The organism is Pseudescherichia vulneris, assembly GCF_902164725.1.
Lineage (GTDB): Bacteria > Pseudomonadota > Gammaproteobacteria > Enterobacterales > Enterobacteriaceae > Pseudescherichia > Pseudescherichia vulneris.
Window position 1 is genome coordinate 1,885,148 of sequence record NZ_LR607338.1, and the last position, 16,967, is coordinate 1,902,114.

11 protein-coding genes are annotated in these 16,967 nt (G+C 60.4%); 7 read left to right on the forward strand and 4 right to left on the reverse strand.

The window, feature by feature from the left end; translation table 11 throughout:
• On the reverse strand, positions 1-3,133 hold a 3,133-nt coding region (sbcC, locus tag FN633_RS08040; protein ID WP_154058861.1), incomplete at its 3' end, for an exonuclease subunit SbcC.
• Positions 3,130-4,332, reverse strand: a complete 1,203-nt coding sequence (gene sbcD / locus FN633_RS08045) for an exonuclease subunit SbcD (RefSeq protein WP_154057356.1) — start codon at positions 4,330-4,332, stop codon at positions 3,130-3,132. The genes sbcD and sbcC, both read right to left, overlap by 4 nt.
• 190 nt (positions 4,333-4,522) lie before the next feature.
• Between sbcD and phoB the strand changes: the two genes are divergently transcribed.
• The 7 genes from phoB to FN633_RS08080 all read left to right on the forward strand — a co-directional run bounded on the left by phoB (position 4,523) and on the right by FN633_RS08080 (position 15,658).
• Positions 4,523-5,212 carry a phosphate response regulator transcription factor PhoB gene (phoB, locus tag FN633_RS08050; RefSeq protein ID WP_042391560.1) on the forward strand — a complete coding sequence of 230 codons (690 nt, stop codon included), beginning with the start codon at positions 4,523-4,525 and terminating at the stop codon, positions 5,210-5,212.
• A 21-nt stretch (positions 5,213-5,233) separates the two neighbouring features.
• Positions 5,234-6,529, forward strand: coding sequence for a phosphate regulon sensor histidine kinase PhoR (phoR, locus tag FN633_RS08055; RefSeq protein ID WP_154057357.1), 1,296 nt, complete (start codon positions 5,234-5,236; stop codon positions 6,527-6,529).
• A gap of 407 nt (positions 6,530-6,936) precedes the next feature.
• A complete protein-coding gene (gene brnQ / locus FN633_RS08060; RefSeq protein ID WP_154057358.1) occupies positions 6,937-8,256 on the forward strand; it encodes a branched-chain amino acid transporter carrier protein BrnQ in 1,320 nt (439 codons plus the stop codon).
• A gap of 72 nt (positions 8,257-8,328) precedes the next feature.
• Positions 8,329-9,687 (forward strand): proline-specific permease ProY, encoded by a 1,359-nt coding sequence (proY, locus tag FN633_RS08065; RefSeq protein ID WP_042391564.1) that lies wholly within the window; start codon positions 8,329-8,331, stop codon positions 9,685-9,687.
• Positions 9,688-9,741: 54 nt separating this feature from the next.
• Entirely contained in the window at positions 9,742-11,559 is a 1,818-nt protein-coding gene (gene malZ / locus FN633_RS08070) for a maltodextrin glucosidase (RefSeq protein WP_154057359.1), read from the forward strand.
• 80 nt (positions 11,560-11,639) lie between these two features.
• The gene (locus tag FN633_RS08075) at positions 11,640-14,291 is read left to right on the forward strand and encodes a DUF2339 domain-containing protein (protein WP_154057360.1); all 2,652 of its coding nucleotides are present in this window, start codon (positions 11,640-11,642) and stop codon (positions 14,289-14,291) included.
• Entirely contained in the window at positions 14,291-15,658 is a 1,368-nt protein-coding gene (locus FN633_RS08080; RefSeq protein WP_154057361.1) for a DUF3999 family protein, read from the forward strand. Before FN633_RS08075 ends, FN633_RS08080 begins: the two co-directional genes overlap by 1 nt.
• Before the next feature lie 90 nt (positions 15,659-15,748).
• Here FN633_RS08080 and FN633_RS08085 read toward each other — a convergent pair whose 3' ends face one another.
• Together FN633_RS08085 and acpH are read right to left on the reverse strand one after the other, a co-directional pair.
• Entirely contained in the window at positions 15,749-16,351 is a 603-nt protein-coding gene (locus FN633_RS08085) for a peroxiredoxin C (protein ID WP_042391568.1), read from the reverse strand.
• 76 nt (positions 16,352-16,427) lie between these two features.
• Positions 16,428-16,967: ACP phosphodiesterase (gene acpH, locus FN633_RS08090; protein ID WP_243731486.1), on the reverse strand; the 540-nt coding region annotated here is incomplete at its 5' end.

Genomic DNA, 16,967 nt, shown 5'->3' on the forward strand with positions numbered 1-16,967 from the left:
CGGCATATTTTCCATCAAGCTTGCTGTAACCCAGGCCATTAATCTTTCTTACCTTGATCTGCACCGGGATACGCTCCTTCATCGCCTCCACGTGGCTGATCACGCCGATGGTCTTGCCGCTGGCATTAAGCGCGTCGAGGGCGTCGAGGGCGGTATCGAGGGTTTCGCTATCCAGCGTGCCGAACCCCTCGTCAAGGAACAGCGAGTCGATACGTGTTTTATGACTCACCAGATCCGAGAGCGCCAGTGCCAGCGCCAGGCTGACAAGGAAGCTCTCTCCACCGGAAAGCGTGCGCGTATCGCGTACCGCGTCTGCCTGCCAGGTATCGACCACCTCCAGCTCCAGCGCCTCGCTGGCTTTACGCTTCAGCAGGTAGCGGCCGTGCAGGCGGGTGAGCTGGTTATTCGCCAGCCAGACCAGGTTATCCAGCGTCAGCCCCTGGGCAAACTTACGGAACTTATCCCCCTCTTTAGAGCCAATCAGCCCATTCAGGTAGCTCCAGTCTGCGAGCAGGCGGGTCGCCTCTTCAATCTCCTGCAGCAGCGCCTGCTGGCGCTGACGACTCTCGGCGTCCTGCCGCAGCTGCTGGCGGATCTCGCCTTGACGGGTGGTGTTCTCCCGCAGCTGCTGTGCCAGTGCGTTTAGCGCGGCGCGCGTCTGCTCAATGTTGGCCTCTTCGCTCAGCCCGGCAGGCGGCTGGGTCTGATGCGCCGTCAGCGCCGCCTGGGCCTGGGTCAGCAGGACCTGGCTCTGCTGTAGCTGGCTCTCCAGCGAGCGCTGAAGCTGCTCAAGACGCTGGCGTTCGCCATCCTCAAGCAGGGCGGCGAGAAATGCCTGCTGATCGGGGAAGGGGCTCTGCGCCAGCTCGGCGTTAAACTGCGCCTGCTGCTGCGCCACGCGCCCGGCCTCCAGGGCCAGCTGCTGCTGAAGCGTTTGGACCTGGCCGTGGAGAGAGACGCAGTCGTGATGCACCTGCTGCCAGCCGTCAAGACTGACGGCAGGACCTTCGGCTTGCTCCTCAGCAGCAGGGAGCGTCTCCAGCAGAGGTTGGATCTGGGCTATACGCTCCTGGAGCGCAGCAGTCTGGGTCTGGCTCTGCTGCCAGCGGCGAGACTCCTCCTCGCGGGCGGCAAACCAGGCTGACTCTTCCCCCTCTGCGGGCAGGGTCAGCCCGAGCTGGGTCAGACTCTCTGCCAGCGTCTTGCGGCGAGAGTCGATGGTCTGCTGGGCGTGCGCCGCCTGCTGCTGGAGCTCGTTGAGCTGCTCCTCCAGCGCCAGCCGCTGGCTGAACCGGTAGAGCTGCTGCTCGCGAGTCTCTTCGGCCTGCAGCCAGCCGCTGACGTCATCCTCGGGCGTCAGCGTGATATTGAGCGCGGTACACAGCTCGCGCCACTGCTGGCTTAGCGCCACATCGTTTTGCGCTTCGGCCTCGGCGGCGAGGCGATCCCTCTCGCTCTGCTTCACCAGCGCATCCAATTGCCCGCGCAGGGCTGCGCCGCTCTCCGCCAGCTGCTTAACCTCGCGCTCCAGAGCATCGCGCCGGGCCTGGTTGGCATCTACGGTCATCGACTGGTACTCCGCGACCGCCGGGTGGGCTGTCGATCCGCAAAGCGGGCAGGGCTCGCCGGCCCGCAGGCGTTCGCGCTCGGCCTCCAGCCCTTTGATCCGCTCTTCCAGGGCGCAAATCGTTTTCACCTCGGCCAGCAGTGCATTCTTCTCTTTATACGCCTGACGCCGCTCGGTCAGGGTCTGGTTGAGAGCGGTCTGCTCCGCGTCGCTCTCGGCCAGCGTTTTTTGCAGCTGCTTGATACGCTGCTGAAGAGGAGCAAAGCTGGCGTGCAGCACGTTCAGGCGCTGGCGCAGCGGGCGCTGTTGAGCGAGATCGGCTATTGCCTGCTGCAACGCCTCGGCACTCAGATCCAGCTCAGGCGCATTCAATGCCGTCAACTGCTGCTGAAGCTTTTCCCGGCGTGCGCTGAGCGTCAGGGTGTGCTTCTTCTCTTCGGTCTGCTGAGCAAAGTTGGCCCGCCAGCCGGTGAGCTCGCTCTGCCAACGCTGCCAGCGTTCGTGGGCGTTCAGCCAGTCGGCCAGCGTTTTCTGTTCCTGCTGTAGCGCGCTCATCTGCGCGTCGGCGGCGGCGCGAATGCGGCTGCGCTTGCTCAGCTGCTGTTGTAAGCGAGTATTCACTTCATCGGCCTGACGCTGGGTCTGGACGTGAGTGCGGATCTGCTCCTGTAAACTCTGCCATATCGGCCGCAGCTGCTGGGCGGGGCGAGCCTGCTCCAGCGCGGCAAGCTGTGGACGGGCGGTCTCCAATGCCAGCTGGGCGCTATTCAGCGCTGTCTGTGCCCGGCCCGCGTCGGCATGCAGTTCGTCGCCGCGCGTCAGCCAGTGAAGCAAGGTCTGCTCGCGCTGCTGGGTAGCGACCAGCGTCTGCTCCTGGTCAGTAAGCACCCGCAAACTTTCATTCAGGGTCTGCATCTGCTCGGTACTCAGCAGCTGGATGCCCTCGGCCTGGGCCTGACGCTGCTCCAGCTCGCCGCGCGCCGCCTTGTGTTTTTCAAATACCATCGCCGAGATCTGGCCGTAGATCTCGGTACCGGTCAGCTCTTCCAGCAGCTCGGCTCGCTCTTTCGGTTTGGCATTCAGGAAGGCGGCAAACTGCCCCTGGGAGAGCAGCATCGAGCGGGTAAAGCGGCCATAGTCCAGCCCCGTCAGGGTGGCGGTAAGCTCCAGCTTATCTTTCACCTTATCGGCGAGAATTTTGCCGTCGGCGCACAGCGCCAGTTCGACGCGGGGTACCTGGAGATTTCCCCCGGCCTGGCTGCGGGCGCGGTTCTGGCTCCAGAAGGCGCGGTAGGCCACGCCTTTTACCTCAAACTCCACTTCGGCCAGGCACTCGGCGGTGTCGCGGGTCATCAGGTCGTTCTGCGACTGCGACACGTTGCTCAGGCGCGGCGTCTCGTGATAGAGCGCCAGGCAGATAGCATCCAGCAGGGTGGTTTTTCCCGCGCCGGTGGGGCCAGTGATCGCGAACAGGCCGTTGCTGGCAAACGGCTCGGCGGTAAAATCAATCTTCCACTCTCCCTTCAGGGAGTTAATGTTCTTCAGGCGCAGGGTAAGAATTTTCATGCGTCTTGCTCCTGGGTCAGCGCTTCCACGGTGGCGCTAAAGAGGGTGCGAACCCGCTGGCCCTGTGCGTCGTCAGGCTCTTCCAGCGCCAGGCGACGCTCGAAAACCTCCTCCACGCGCAGCTCGCTGAGGGTTTCCCGCAGCTCGCCCGCCATCATTCGCTGACGCTGCTCGCGGCTGCGGCGTACCAGCAGCACCTCAACCGGCAGATCCTCGGTCATGGCCTGGATCCGGCGCTGCATGTCCGTCAGCCAGTCGTCGGTAGTGATTTCAATATCGAGCCACACCGGCGGCGAAGCGGGGGATCCGCGCCACTGCTCAAGCTGCTGGCCAATGGCGGCAAGATCGCCTTTGATCACCGCCAGCTGCTGAGTTACCGGCACGGTCAGGAGCGTAACGTCCGCCAGCCTGCCGTCGGCGAAGGTCACCAGGTTAACGCTTTTCGCCTTGCCGGTTTCGTCGAAGCTGAGAGCAATAGGTGAGCCGCAGTAGCGGATATGCTGCTGCCCGCCAATGACCTGCGGACGATGAATATGCCCGAGGGCAATGTAATCCACCGGAGGAAAGTTCTGCGCCGGGAAGGCGTCCAGAGTGCCAATATAGATGTCGCGCACCGCGTCGCTTTTGCTGGCCCCGACGGTGGTCAGGTGGCCGCTGGCGATAATCGGCAGCGGCGCGTCACCGCGCAGGTCGCAGGCCTGCTGATACTGCTGCTGATAGTAGTCGGTGATCGCCGCCAGCAGATGCTGCTGCTTCTCGCTGCCGGAGAGGCCCGCCTGGCTGGTAACGATGTCGCGCGGGCGTAAAAACGGCACCGGGCAGAACACCGCGCCCGGCGTGCCGTCGCGATGCTTAAGAATGAATGGTGCGCAGCCCGCCGCGGCCACCACGGTGGTGTGCAGAAAGGCCAGGATCTCCCGGGATTCGTTCAGGGTCGCCACCGAGTCGTGGTTACCCGCCAGCACCACCAGGTGACAGCCGGTTTGCTGGAGCTGAACCACAAAGCGGTAGTAGAGTTCGCGCGCGTAGCTGGGGGGCGCACCGGTATCAAAGATATCGCCGGCAACGATAATGGCATCAACCTGTTGGGCCTGTGCCGTCTCCAGCAGCCAGTCCAGAAAGGCGGCATGTTCAGCGGCCCGGCTCTTGCTGTAAAAGTTTTGGCCGAGATGCCAGTCAGAGGTGTGAAGGATGCGCATATCGGTTCCATGGCAAAAAAGCGTAAGGCGGATTATAAACGTTTAGGCACAGCGGGAAAGCGGCGATCGTCTTGCGGATGTCATCTGCACGCGTTCAGGTTCATACTGCCTTCATGCTTTTCATAAATCTGTCATAAAACTGACGCATAATGCCACGCAACATATTGATTACAACTATATAGGGCAAATCATGGCGAGACGTATTCTGGTCGTAGAGGATGAGGCCCCCATTCGGGAGATGGTCTGCTTCGTGCTTGAGCAAAACGGCTTCCAGCCTGTTGAAGCGGAAGATTATGACAGTGCGGTGAACCAGCTCAACGAGCCGTGGCCCGATCTTATCCTGCTCGACTGGATGCTGCCCGGCGGCTCGGGCATTCAGTTCATCAAGCACCTAAAGCGCGAAAACATGACCCGGGACATTCCTGTTATGATGCTTACCGCGCGCGGCGAAGAGGAAGATCGCGTCCGTGGCCTGGAGACCGGGGCGGACGACTACATCACCAAACCCTTCTCGCCGAAGGAGCTGGTGGCGCGTATCAAAGCCGTGATGCGCCGAATCTCGCCGATGGCGGTGGAAGAGGTGATTGAGATGCAGGGCCTGAGCCTCGATCCCACCTCACACCGGGTTATGACCGGCGAAAACCCCCTCGACATGGGGCCGACCGAGTTCAAGCTCCTGCACTTCTTTATGACTCACCCGGAGCGGGTCTATAGCCGCGAGCAGCTGCTGAACCACGTCTGGGGAACCAACGTTTACGTTGAGGATCGCACGGTGGACGTGCATATTCGCCGCCTGCGTAAAGCGCTGGAGCTGAGCGGCCATGACCGTATGGTGCAGACCGTTCGCGGCACGGGTTACCGTTTTTCGACCCGTTTCTAATCATTGACTGGAGTGTGACGCGTGCTGGAACGGCTGTCATGGAAAAGGCTGGTCTTAGAGCTGTTTTTAAGCTGTATCCCGGCCCTGGTGCTTGGAGCAACGTTTGGCTATCTGCCGTGGTTTTTGCTGGCCTCGGTCACCGGATTACTGATCTGGCACTTCTGGAATCTGCTCCAGCTCTCCTGGTGGCTGTGGGTTGACCGCAGTATGACCCCGCCTCCGGGACACGGCAGCTGGGAGCCGCTGCTCTACGGTCTGCATCAGATGCAGCTGCGCAACAAAAAGCGCCGTCGCGAGCTGGGCAGCCTGATCAAACGCTTTCGCAGCGGCGCGGAGTCGCTACCGGATGCAGTGGTGCTCACCACCGAAGAGGGGGTGATCTTCTGGTGTAACGGCCTTGCCCAGCAGCTGCTGGGGCTACGCTGGCCAGACGATAACGGCCAGAATATCCTCAACCTGCTGCGCTACCCTGAGTTTACCCAGTACCTGAAGCAGCAGGCGTTTACTAAACCGCTTAACCTGGTGCTGAACAACGGACGTCATCTGGAGATCCGCGTGATGCCCTACAGCGAGCAGCAGCTGCTGATGGTCGCCCGCGACGTCACCCAGATGCACCAGCTGGAGGGGGCACGACGCAACTTTTTTGCCAACGTCAGCCATGAGTTGCGTACGCCGTTGACGGTATTGCAGGGCTACCTGGAGATGATGCAGGAGCAGACCATGGCCGGGGCAACGCGGGAAAAGGCGCTGCACACCATGCGTGAGCAGACCTCCCGCATGGAAGGCCTGGTCAAACAGTTACTCACCCTGTCAAAAATTGAGGCCTCGCCGATTCACACCCTGAATGAAGTCATTGATGTGCCGATGATGCTGCGGGTCGTTGAGCGAGAAGCGCAGACCCTCAGCCAGCAGCGGCAAACCATTGAGTTTCATGTCGATCCTTCCCTGAAGGTATTGGGCAGCGATGAGCAGATGCGCAGTGCCATCTCTAACCTGGTCTATAACGCGGTAAACCATACGCCGCCCGCAACGCACATCATCGTCAGCTGGCAGCGGGTCGCGAGCGGCGTAGAGTTCAGCGTTGAGGATAACGGGCCGGGCATTGCCGCCGAGCATATTCCCCGCCTGACCGAGCGTTTCTACCGCGTCGATAAGGCACGATCCCGCCAGACCGGCGGCAGCGGGTTAGGGCTGGCGATCGTGAAGCATGCGGTCAACCACCACGACAGCCGTCTGGAAATTACCAGCGAGCCGGGCAAAGGCACCCGATTTAGCTTCACGCTACCGGAAAGGCTCATTGCCAAAACCACAGAATAGCGCCGTCGCTGTCACTATAACTTTCCACAGGCCGCAAAATGCGGCCTGTTAGCTTTGCACCATTCAGCACAGCACGTGTTTTTCTGTGGTTGCTGCTTTTTTGTTCGCATGTTTAGCCGTGTGTTTTTCTTATAATTAGCGTTTTATGCTGGTTATTCACTCCAGCCTACAATAACCATCTGGTTTTGCGATCCCATCTTGCCTTTAAACGTTATAAGCGTTTAAATTGCGCCCCTGTCGATGACAGACAGGCTGGATTTGCGTGGTAAATCGAAAAACTATTCTTCGCCACGCCCGGTGGGAAGCATATCCCGCTGGAATCTAATGATATTGCCGCTGTATTGTCCCGTAGGGACTGGCGAAAAATTCAACACGTTCAACACCACATCCACAGGCAGTTAATACATATGACCCATCGTTTAAAACCACGAGATATCGTTGCTCTGGGCTTTATGACATTCGCGCTGTTCGTCGGCGCGGGTAACATCATTTTTCCGCCAATGGTCGGTTTGCAGGCGGGTGAACACGTCTGGACGGCGGCCTTTGGTTTCCTGATCACCGCAGTTGGTCTGCCGGTGCTAACGGTCATCGCCCTGGCGAAAGTGGGTGGCGGTGTCGATAGCCTTAGTGCGCCGATTGGCAAAGTAGCTGGCGTGCTGCTGGCCACCGTCTGTTACCTGGCCGTCGGCCCGCTGTTTGCGACCCCGCGTACCGCGACCGTGTCGTTCGAAGTGGGGATTGCTCCGCTGACCGGCGACGGCGCGATGCCGCTGTTTATCTACAGCCTGGTCTACTTTGCCATCGTTATTCTGGTGTCGCTCTATCCGGGCAAGCTGCTGGATACGGTGGGTAATTTCCTTGCGCCAATGAAGATTGTCGCGCTGGTGGTGCTCTCGGTGGCCGCCGTCGTCTGGCCTGCTGGCCCGATCAGCCACGCGATGGAGGCCTACGAGCACGCCTCGTTCTCCAACGGGTTTGTTAACGGCTACCTGACCATGGATACCCTCGGTGCGATGGTATTCGGTATCGTGATCGTCAACGCGGCCCGCTCTCGCGGCGTCAGCGATGCGCGTCTGCTGACCCGTTACACCGTGCTGGCTGGCGTGATGGCGGGCGTAGGCCTGACCCTGCTCTACCTGGCTCTGTTCCGCCTCGGCTCCGACAGCGCTTCGCTGGTCGATCAGTCGGCAAACGGTGCGGCTATCCTGCACGCCTACGTGCAGCATACCTTCGGCGGCGCAGGCAGCATGATGCTGGCAGTGCTGATCTTCCTGGCGTGCCTGGTCACCGCCGTGGGCCTGACCTGCGCCTGCGCCGAGTTCTTCGCCCAGTACGTGCCGCTCTCTTACCGTACGCTGGTGTTTATCCTCGGCGGCTTCTCGATGGTGGTCTCTAACCTCGGCCTGAGCCATCTGATCCAGCTCTCTATTCCGGTGCTGACGGCGATCTATCCGCCCTGTATCGCACTCGTTGTATTAAGCTTTACCCGCAACTGGTGGCATAATTCGTCCCGCGTGATTGCGCCAGCCATGTTTGTTAGCCTGGTCTTCGGTGTGATGGACGGTATCAAAGCGTCGGCGTTAGGCGGTATCTTACCGGCCTGGACGACGCGTCTGCCGCTGGCAGAGCAGGGTCTGGCATGGTTGATGCCGACCGTAGTAATGGCGGTGCTGGCAATCTGCTGGGATCGCGTCGCGGGACGTCAGGTGACATCCAACGCACATTAATCTACGGTTGCGTCTTTAACCACGGGGCTTACAATCCCGTGGTTTTTTTATTTTTAAACGGCAGTGGAAACGATGGAAAGTACGAACAAGCTAAAGCGGGGATTAAGCACCCGGCACATCCGCTTTATGGCGCTAGGCTCGGCGATTGGTACCGGGCTGTTTTATGGCTCGGCAGACGCCATCAAGATGGCAGGTCCCAGCGTGCTGCTGGCCTATATTATTGGCGGCGCGGCGGCCTATATTATTATGCGCGCTCTGGGCGAGATGTCGGTGCATAACCCGTCGGCCAGCTCGTTTTCGCGCTACGCTCAGGAAAACCTCGGGCCGCTGGCGGGGTATATCACCGGCTGGACCTACTGCTTTGAAATTTTGATTGTCGCTATCGCCGACGTCACCGCCTTCGGTATCTATATGGGCGTCTGGTTCCCAACGGTCCCGCACTGGATCTGGGTGCTGAGCGTGGTGATGATCATCTGCGCCGTCAACCTGATGAGCGTTCGGGTCTTCGGCGAGCTGGAGTTTTGGTTCTCGTTTTTCAAAGTTGCCACCATCATTATTATGATTGCCGCTGGTTTCGGCATCATCATCTGGGGCATCGGCAACGGCGGACAGCCTACCGGCATCCACAACCTGTGGAGCAATGGCGGCTTCTTTAGCAACGGCTGGCTCGGCACGGTAATGGCGTTACAGATGGTGATGTTTGCCTATGGCGGCATTGAGATCATCGGCATCACCGCCGGTGAAGCTAAGGAGCCGGAGAAGTCGATTCCGCGCGCTATCAACTCTGTACCGCTGCGTATTCTGGTGTTCTATGTGGGCACGCTGTTTGTCATCATGTCGATCTACCCGTGGAACCAGGTGGGAACCCAGGGCAGCCCGTTCGTGCTAACCTTCCAGCATCTCGGGATCACCTTTGCCGCCAGCATCCTTAACTTTGTGGTGCTGACCGCCTCGCTTTCAGCCATCAACAGCGACGTGTTTGGCGTCGGACGTATGCTGCACGGCATGGCGGAGCAGGGTAGCGCCCCGCAGATTTTCGCTAAAACCTCTCGCCGCGGCATCCCGTGGGTAACGGTGCTGGTGATGACCGTGGCGCTGCTGTTTGCCGCCTGGCTGAACTACATCATGCCGGAGAATATCTTCCTGGTGATCGCCTCCCTGGCAACCTTCGCTACGGTCTGGGTATGGATTATGATCCTGCTGTCGCAGATCGCGTTCCGTCGTCGACTGTCGCCGGAAGAGATCAAGGCGCTGAAGTTCAAGGTGCCGGGCGGGGTGCCTACAACGGTTGTCGGCGTGCTGTTCCTGGTCTTTATCATCGCCCTGATTGGCTACCACCCTGAGACCCGCATTTCGCTCTACGTCGGCTTTGCATGGATTGCTCTGCTGCTGGTGGGCTGGATGTTTAAACGCCGAAAAGCAGTGGCGTAAACCACCGCACATCGCATACTGTTCTCTGGCAGGTTAACCTAAAGGAGAGCAGTTATGCTGAATGCCTGGCATCTTCCGGTCGCACCGTTTGTAAAACAGAACAAAGATAAGCTGCAGGTTGTCCTGTGGCTGACCGGAGACGCGCTGCCGCTGCGGGTAACCCTGCGGGCAGAACATGATAACGAAGAGATCTCGATCCGCATGCATCCGCTGCGCAGTGCGCCAAAGCCTGGCGTTACGGCCTGGCGGGCTGAGATCGACTTAACCAACGGACAGCCGCGCCGCCGCTACAGCTTTAAGCTGCTGTGGGACGACCGCCAGATCTGGTTTACCCCGCAGGGCTTTAGCCGCTTTCCTCCTGCCCGGTTGGAGCAGTTCGCCGTTGACGCACCGGATAGCGGGCCGCAGTGGGTGGCCGATCAGGTTTTCTATCAAATTTTCATCGACCGCTTTGCCCGCAGCCTGCCGCGCGAGTCCAGCCAGGACAACCTCTACTATCACCACGCCGCCGGGCAGAACATTGAGCTGCGCAACTGGGATGAGCCTGTCACCGCCCACGCTGGCGGCTCGACCTTCTACGGCGGGGACCTCGACGGCATCAGCGAAAAGCTGCCGTACCTAAAGAAGCTAGGCGTCACCGCGCTCTACCTGAACCCGGTCTTTACCGCCCCCAGCGTGCATAAATACGATACCGAAGACTATCGCCACGTCGATCCGCAGTTCGGCGGCGATGGGGCGCTGCTGCGCCTGCGGGAGAACACCCGGCGGGAAGGATTCCGCCTGCTGCTGGACGGCGTCTTCAACCACAGCGGAGACTCCCACGCCTGGTTTGACCGCCACAATCGCGGCACTACTGGCGCCTGCCATAACCCAACATCACCCTGGCGGTCGTGGTACAGCTTCTCCGCTGACGGACGAGCGCTGGACTGGCTGGGCTATCCGAGCCTGCCAAAGCTGGACTATCAGGATCCCTCTCTGGTAGAGGAGATATATGGCGGCGAGGACAGCATTGTACGCCACTGGCTGAAAGCGCCGTGGAGCATGGACGGCTGGCGGCTTGATGTGGTGCATATGCTGGGCGAGGCGGGCGGGGCACGCAATAACCTCCTGCATGTCACCGGCATCAGCCAGGCGGCAAAAGAGACCAACCCAGACGCCTATATTGTCGGAGAGCACTTTGGCGACGCCCGCCAGTGGCTACAGGCCGACGCCGAAGATGCCGCCATGAACTACCGGGGCTTTACCGTGCCGGTGTGGGGCTTTCTGGCCAACACCGACATCTCCTACGATCCGCAGCATATCGATGCGCAAACCTGCGTGGCGTGGATGAACAACTACCGCGCTGGCCTGTCGCACCAGCAGCAGCTGCGCATGTTTAACCAGCTCGACAGCCACGACACCGCCCGCTTTATCTCCCTGCTGGGTAAACAGGTGGATCGGATGCCGCTGGGGGTGGTGTGGCTCTTTACCTGGCCGGGCGTACCCTGCATCTACTATGGCGATGAGGTTGGTCTGGATGGCAACAATGATCCCTTCTGCCGCAAGACCTTTCCGTGGGATAAAAAACAGCAGGATGCCACGCTGTTTGCGCTTTATCAGCAGATGGCGACGCTGCGCAAGAAAAGCCGCGCGCTGCGTTACGGTGGCTGTCAGGTAGTAAGTGCGGAAGGCGATGTGGTGGTGTTTGTGCGCGTTTACCAACATGAACGCGTGCTGGTGGCGATCAACCGCGGCGAGGCCTGCGAGGTGGTACTCAGCGATGTACCGCTGCTGGATGTCCCTGCCTGGCAGTGTAAAGTGGGCACCGGCACCATCGAGGATAATGTGCTGTCGCTTCCGGCGGTCTCCGCCACGATTTGGCGCAATCGCTGAACCTGTTGCAACATTTTTACCAGTATTGAAAAGAAATGTAATATCCTTTCGGGAGTGATCACCGAACCGAAGGTAAAACCATGGATGAGCTTTTGCTGGTTGCCGGTCTTGTTCTCTTTCTCGCCCTGATCGTCGCCCCTGCGCTGGCGATCGGAGCCTGGCGAAAAAGCAGCGATACGCAGCGGGAATTGGGCATATTGCGTGAACGGCTGACGGCGCTGGAGCAGCAGCTGGCGGGGCAGGTGAGCGTACCTGCTCCACAACCGTTGTCTGATGGGATAGCGGAGCCGGAACCTGATCCTGTCATTGTACCTGCGGTAGAACACCCCATCGTCGATCCCTGGGCTGCGCAAACGGCGTTGCCTGAGCCGGTCGCCGACACTCAAATGGCGACCAGCACCCCCCTGGCCGAGGAGCCGCGCGGCGGCATGATCTCCTCGCTGGTCAGCTGGTTTATGCGTGGTAACCCTCTGGCGAAACTCGGCATTCTGTTGCTGTTCTTCGGGCTGGCGTTTTTATTTCGCTATTCCGTCGAGCGCGATCTGTTCCCGCTGGAGCTGCGCCTCTGCGTGGCAGCACTGGCGGCCGTGGTGCTGCTGGCGCTCGGCTGGCGACTGCGCCACAAACAGCCGGTGTATGCGCTGATTTTGCAGGGCGGCGCTACTGGCGTGCTCTACCTCACGGTGTTTGGCGCGTTCCGCCTCTGGCAAATGCTGCCGATGACGCTGGCGTTTGCCTTGCTGCTGCTGATCTGTGCGGTAAGCGTCGGGCTGGCGGTATTGCAGCGCGCCTTAAGTCTCGCCATGCTCGCCAGCCTCGGTGGTTATCTCGCGCCGCTGCTGCTCTCTACCGGCGGCGGCAGCCACATCGGGCTGTTTTCATTCTATCTGCTGCTCTCCTGCGGCATTTTGGCCATCAGCGTCTGGCAGCACTGGCGTGTGCTTAATCTGCTTGGTCTGCTATTTACCTTTGGCGTCGGTGGGGTATGGGGACTTTATAGCTATCAGCCTGCGTTTTACCTTAGCTGCCAGCTGTTCCTGATCGCCAATATCGTGCTGTTTGGCGTGTTGAGCGTCGGGCTGTCGCTGCGCGCGCAGGGCGGCGGCCAACGTATCCTTGACGGTGTGCTGCTGTTCGCGCCGCCGCTGATCGGTTTTGGCATGCAGTACGTTCTCACTCAGGATCTCACCTTTGGCCCGGCGTTTTCCGCGCTCGGGTTCGGCGCGTTTTATCTGCTGCTGGCGTGGCTGGTGCTGCGGCATAAACCCGAACTCGGGCGGCCGCTGGTGCTGGCCGCGCTGGCGCTGGGCGGTGCGTTTGTCACGCTGGCGATCCCGCTGGCGCTTTCTGCGCGCTGGACATCAATGGCCTGGGCGTTGGAAGGGCTGGGCATTCTCTGGCTTGGCGTTCAGCAGCAGCAACGGCGGATGAGCTACAGCGGCACCGGTCTACTGCTGCTTGCCGTGGGCAGCGCGCTGTGGGCGGTGCAGGATACGCTGCCAGCGCTGTCGCAACTGATGATTTTTGCGGTGCTGAGCCTGACGTGGATCGCCGCCGCCTGGCTGTGGCGCGGCCTGAATACGCAGGGCAGCTATGGCCTGCTGGCGGGAGGCATTATCTTCTGGCTGCTGGCCCTGCACGGGCTGTCGGCGCTGACCTTGAGCCGGTGGATGAACGATCTGCCGGGCCTGCTGGCGCTCACCGCCCTGAGCGTCCATGGCTGGCAGTGGGCCGCGCAACGGTTGCGCTGGCGCGCGTTCAGCTATAGCGTCTGGCTGCTGTGGCCTTTGATGCTGGCGACGCTGGTCTGGCAGATCGCCGCCCAGGGCGCGATCTTCAGCGCTGGCTGGCAAAATCTCGCTTGGTGTGTCGCGCTACCGTCCGCGTTCTGGCTGCTCTATCAACAGCGCACGCCACCTGTGCCTTATCTTTCGCAGGGAGTGCACCTGTCGCTGTTCTGGATGATTGTCACCGCACTGGCGGCAGAGCTGTGGTGGTATATCGATACGCTGTCGTGGGGCATGTTCCCGTGGCAGGCGGGGCTGGCAATGACGTCGGCGGCAGCGACGATTTTGCTGGTGCGCGCCGGGCTGAAACGTTCATTGTGGCCGCTATGCGTCTGGCCGCAGTGGTACGGTACGCTGGCGCTGGCCCCCATAGGCTTCTTCCTGCTGGTGATGCTGCTGCTGACCAATATCGATGATGGCGTGGTGATGGGGCAGGGCTACCGACCGTTGCTTAATCCGCTGGAAGAGGGTGCCGCCTTTGCCTTAATGGCGCTGCTCGCGCTGGCGCGGTTGTGCGCCCGCTATTTCCCAGGGCAGGGACGGAAGATCCATAGACGTTTGCCGCTGCTGCTGGCAGGGCTTGCCTTCTGGTGGCTGAACGGCCTGCTGTTGCGCAGCCTCGCGTGGTATGGCGGGATCGACTGGTCGATAAGCGCGCTGTGGTCTTCCCGGCTGGTACAGACCTGCTTCGCGCTGTTCTGGATGCTGGTGGCGCTGCTGGTGATGCTGCGTGCCGCCAGGCAGTTATCGCGGCGTGAATGGCTGTGCGGTGCGGTGCTACTTGGCGTGGTGATTGTGAAACTGATGCTGGTGGACAGCGCTGGCGGCGGCGGACTGGCTCGCGCGGTTGCCTTTATTGGCGTGGCGGTGCTGGTGCTGATCGTAGGCTATTTCTCACCGCTGCCGCCTCGGGTACAACAGACGCATAACGAGGAACAAGGATAATGACGATCGTCAGACGGATACTTTTTTGTGCGTTGCTCGGCGCGGCGCTGCCAGCCTGGAGCCAGGACGCGACCTCGGAAACGCCGCAGGATTATGCCTGGGGGGCGGCGCTGGCGACGACGTCAGCGTCACCGCTGTATCAGGTGATACTGCCGGAGCGTATTTATACTGACAGCGTTGCGTCCGATCTGCGCGATGTGCGGGTCTTCAATCAGCAGGGGCATGCGGTGCCTTTTACGCTGATCCCGGCGGTGCAGAAACAAACGCCGCCGCGCACGCTGCCGCTGCGCCTGTTCGCCCTCGAACCGGTGCCGGATAATAGTGCCGCGTCAGAAAATCTGTGGCTGCGCTCGCAGGACGGCATAGAGATCCGCCTTGATGGCGAAGGCAAAAAGAGGGTGAGCAAAAGCTACCTGTTAACCCTGCCTGAAACGCAAAAAGACGGATTTCCGCTGTCGCAGCTGAAGCTGACATGGAACGCCGTGCCTGCCAACTGGCAGGCACGGACAGATGTGTTCGTCAGCAGCGATCTGAAAAACTGGATGCTGTATGGCCGCGATATGCCGCTGATGGATCTAACCTCTGGCAGCGACCATCTGCTGCTGAATACCCTGGATTTCAGTGCCTCAGTCTATCCGACGGAGATGCGTTATGTTCTGGTAGTGTTCAATGATGCCGCGCGTGCGCCGACGCTGACCGGCGCGACGGCAGTGGAGCAGATTTACAGCGATACGGCGGTAACTATCCCTCTAAACGCAGTGGCGAAAACCGTCTCCTCGTCGGTGCAGGAGTTCTCCTGGCAACGGCCACAGCCGCTGGTGTCAGTGGTGATCGAAGCCCGGGAAGGGCGCGTGCTGCCGCTGGCGATTGAGTACCGCCGCGAGGCAAAGGCCGCATGGCAGCCACTGGCGAAAAGCGTAATTTATCAACTCAACGGTCAGTCCTCTGAGCCGCTGCCCACTGGCGGGCTGGTGCAGGCGATCCGCGTGACGGCGGTTAACGGCCAGCTTGAGGACGGCATCGCCCTGGTGACCGGCAAGCGCGCCAGCCAGACGCTGATCTTCAACGCCCAGGGTAAAGGGCCGTTTTTACTGGCCTGGGGTAATGGTGCTGCGCAACCGCAGGCAATGGATGTCGATATGCTGATACCCGCCGCGCTGCGCCAGGCAAACGCAGATATTCCGTACGCGTTGGTAGAGGATCGCATTGTGCTGGGAGGTGATGCGCGGTTGACGGCAGTGGATCCAGCGTTGCAGCAAAGCCAGTGGAAGAAAATGCTGGTGTGGGCGGCGCTGGGGCTGGGTGTGCTGGTGCTGGTCTGGGTGGGGCTTGGCATCTGGCGCGAAGTGCGGCAGAAGTCAGCATAAAAATGCCGGGCGGCAATGACGCCTTGCCCGGCCGAGGATCTGCGAAGCAATAGCAGGCCTGGTAAGCACAGCGCCACCAGGCAACAGCGCTTACAGGCTGGTGAGGTGTTCGCTAAGGAACTTCGCAACGCCGTCCGGAGAGGCGTTCATTCCCTCTTTACCTTTTTCCCACTGGGCCGGGCACACTTCGCCGTGCTCTTCGTGGAACTGCAGCGCGTCAACCATGCGCAGCATTTCGTCGATGTTACGACCTAAAGGCAGATCGTTCACTACCTGATGGCGCACGATGCCCGCCTTATCGATCAGGAAGGATCCGCGCAGGGCAACGCCCTCATCCGGATGCTCAATGCCGTAGGCTTTCTGCACTTCGCGTTTGATATCCGCCACCATGGCATACTTCACCGGGCCGATACCGCCTTTTTCCACCGGGGTATTACGCCAGGCGTTGTGAACAAATTCAGAATCAAATGAGACGCCAACCACTTCTACGCCGCGCTGCTGGAACTCTTCGTAGCGTTTATCGAAAGCGATCAGCTCAGACGGGCAGACGAAGGTAAAGTCCATCGGCCAGAAGAAGAGAACGGTGGCTTTGCCTGCGGTATGCTGTTTGAAGTTAAACTTCTCAACGATTTCACCGCTGCCTAATACCGCTGCGGCGGTAAAGTCCGGGGCCGGACGCGTGACCAGAACCATATTAAATCTCCTTTTAATAATCAGGTTATTTAGCGCAACGCGGCCAGTATAAAAGGGCGAAAAGAGAACGCAATGCTTAAAGCTGCTTATTTTGCGCCTGATCCATCATGCGCGGATAGAACTGCCAGAATAGCTTCTCCAGCGCCGGATAGTGGGCGTCCAGATCGTGCCACGAGTCGCGCAGGGCGTCGAGGCGGGGACGGCGATTCGCCATGCCGTTCAACACCTGCTGGATAAACGCCATCTCGCGGTAGCGCTCCAGCCAGTTTTCCGACCACAGGTAGTTATTGAGGTTAACGAACGGCGGCGGCGATTCCGGCAGAATGGTCGCCACCTGCACCCGAGCGTAGCGGACAAACTCGGGCAGTGGCCGATCGGGAGAGATCTGCGCCCAGTGGCGGGAGAGGAAGTGATCCCACATGACGTCCAGCGTAATGGGCGCGACGCGGCGGGTTTCCGGGCGGAACCAGGCCTTGGCCTCGCGCACTTCCGGCAGGCCGTCGGTCAGGACATCCACGCGGCGGTGCATACGAATGCCCTCCACGACCTCGTTAGCGTAGGTCCCGTCCGGGTTGCCGCGCACGAAATCGGCAAGAAGATTACCGGGCAAAGAACT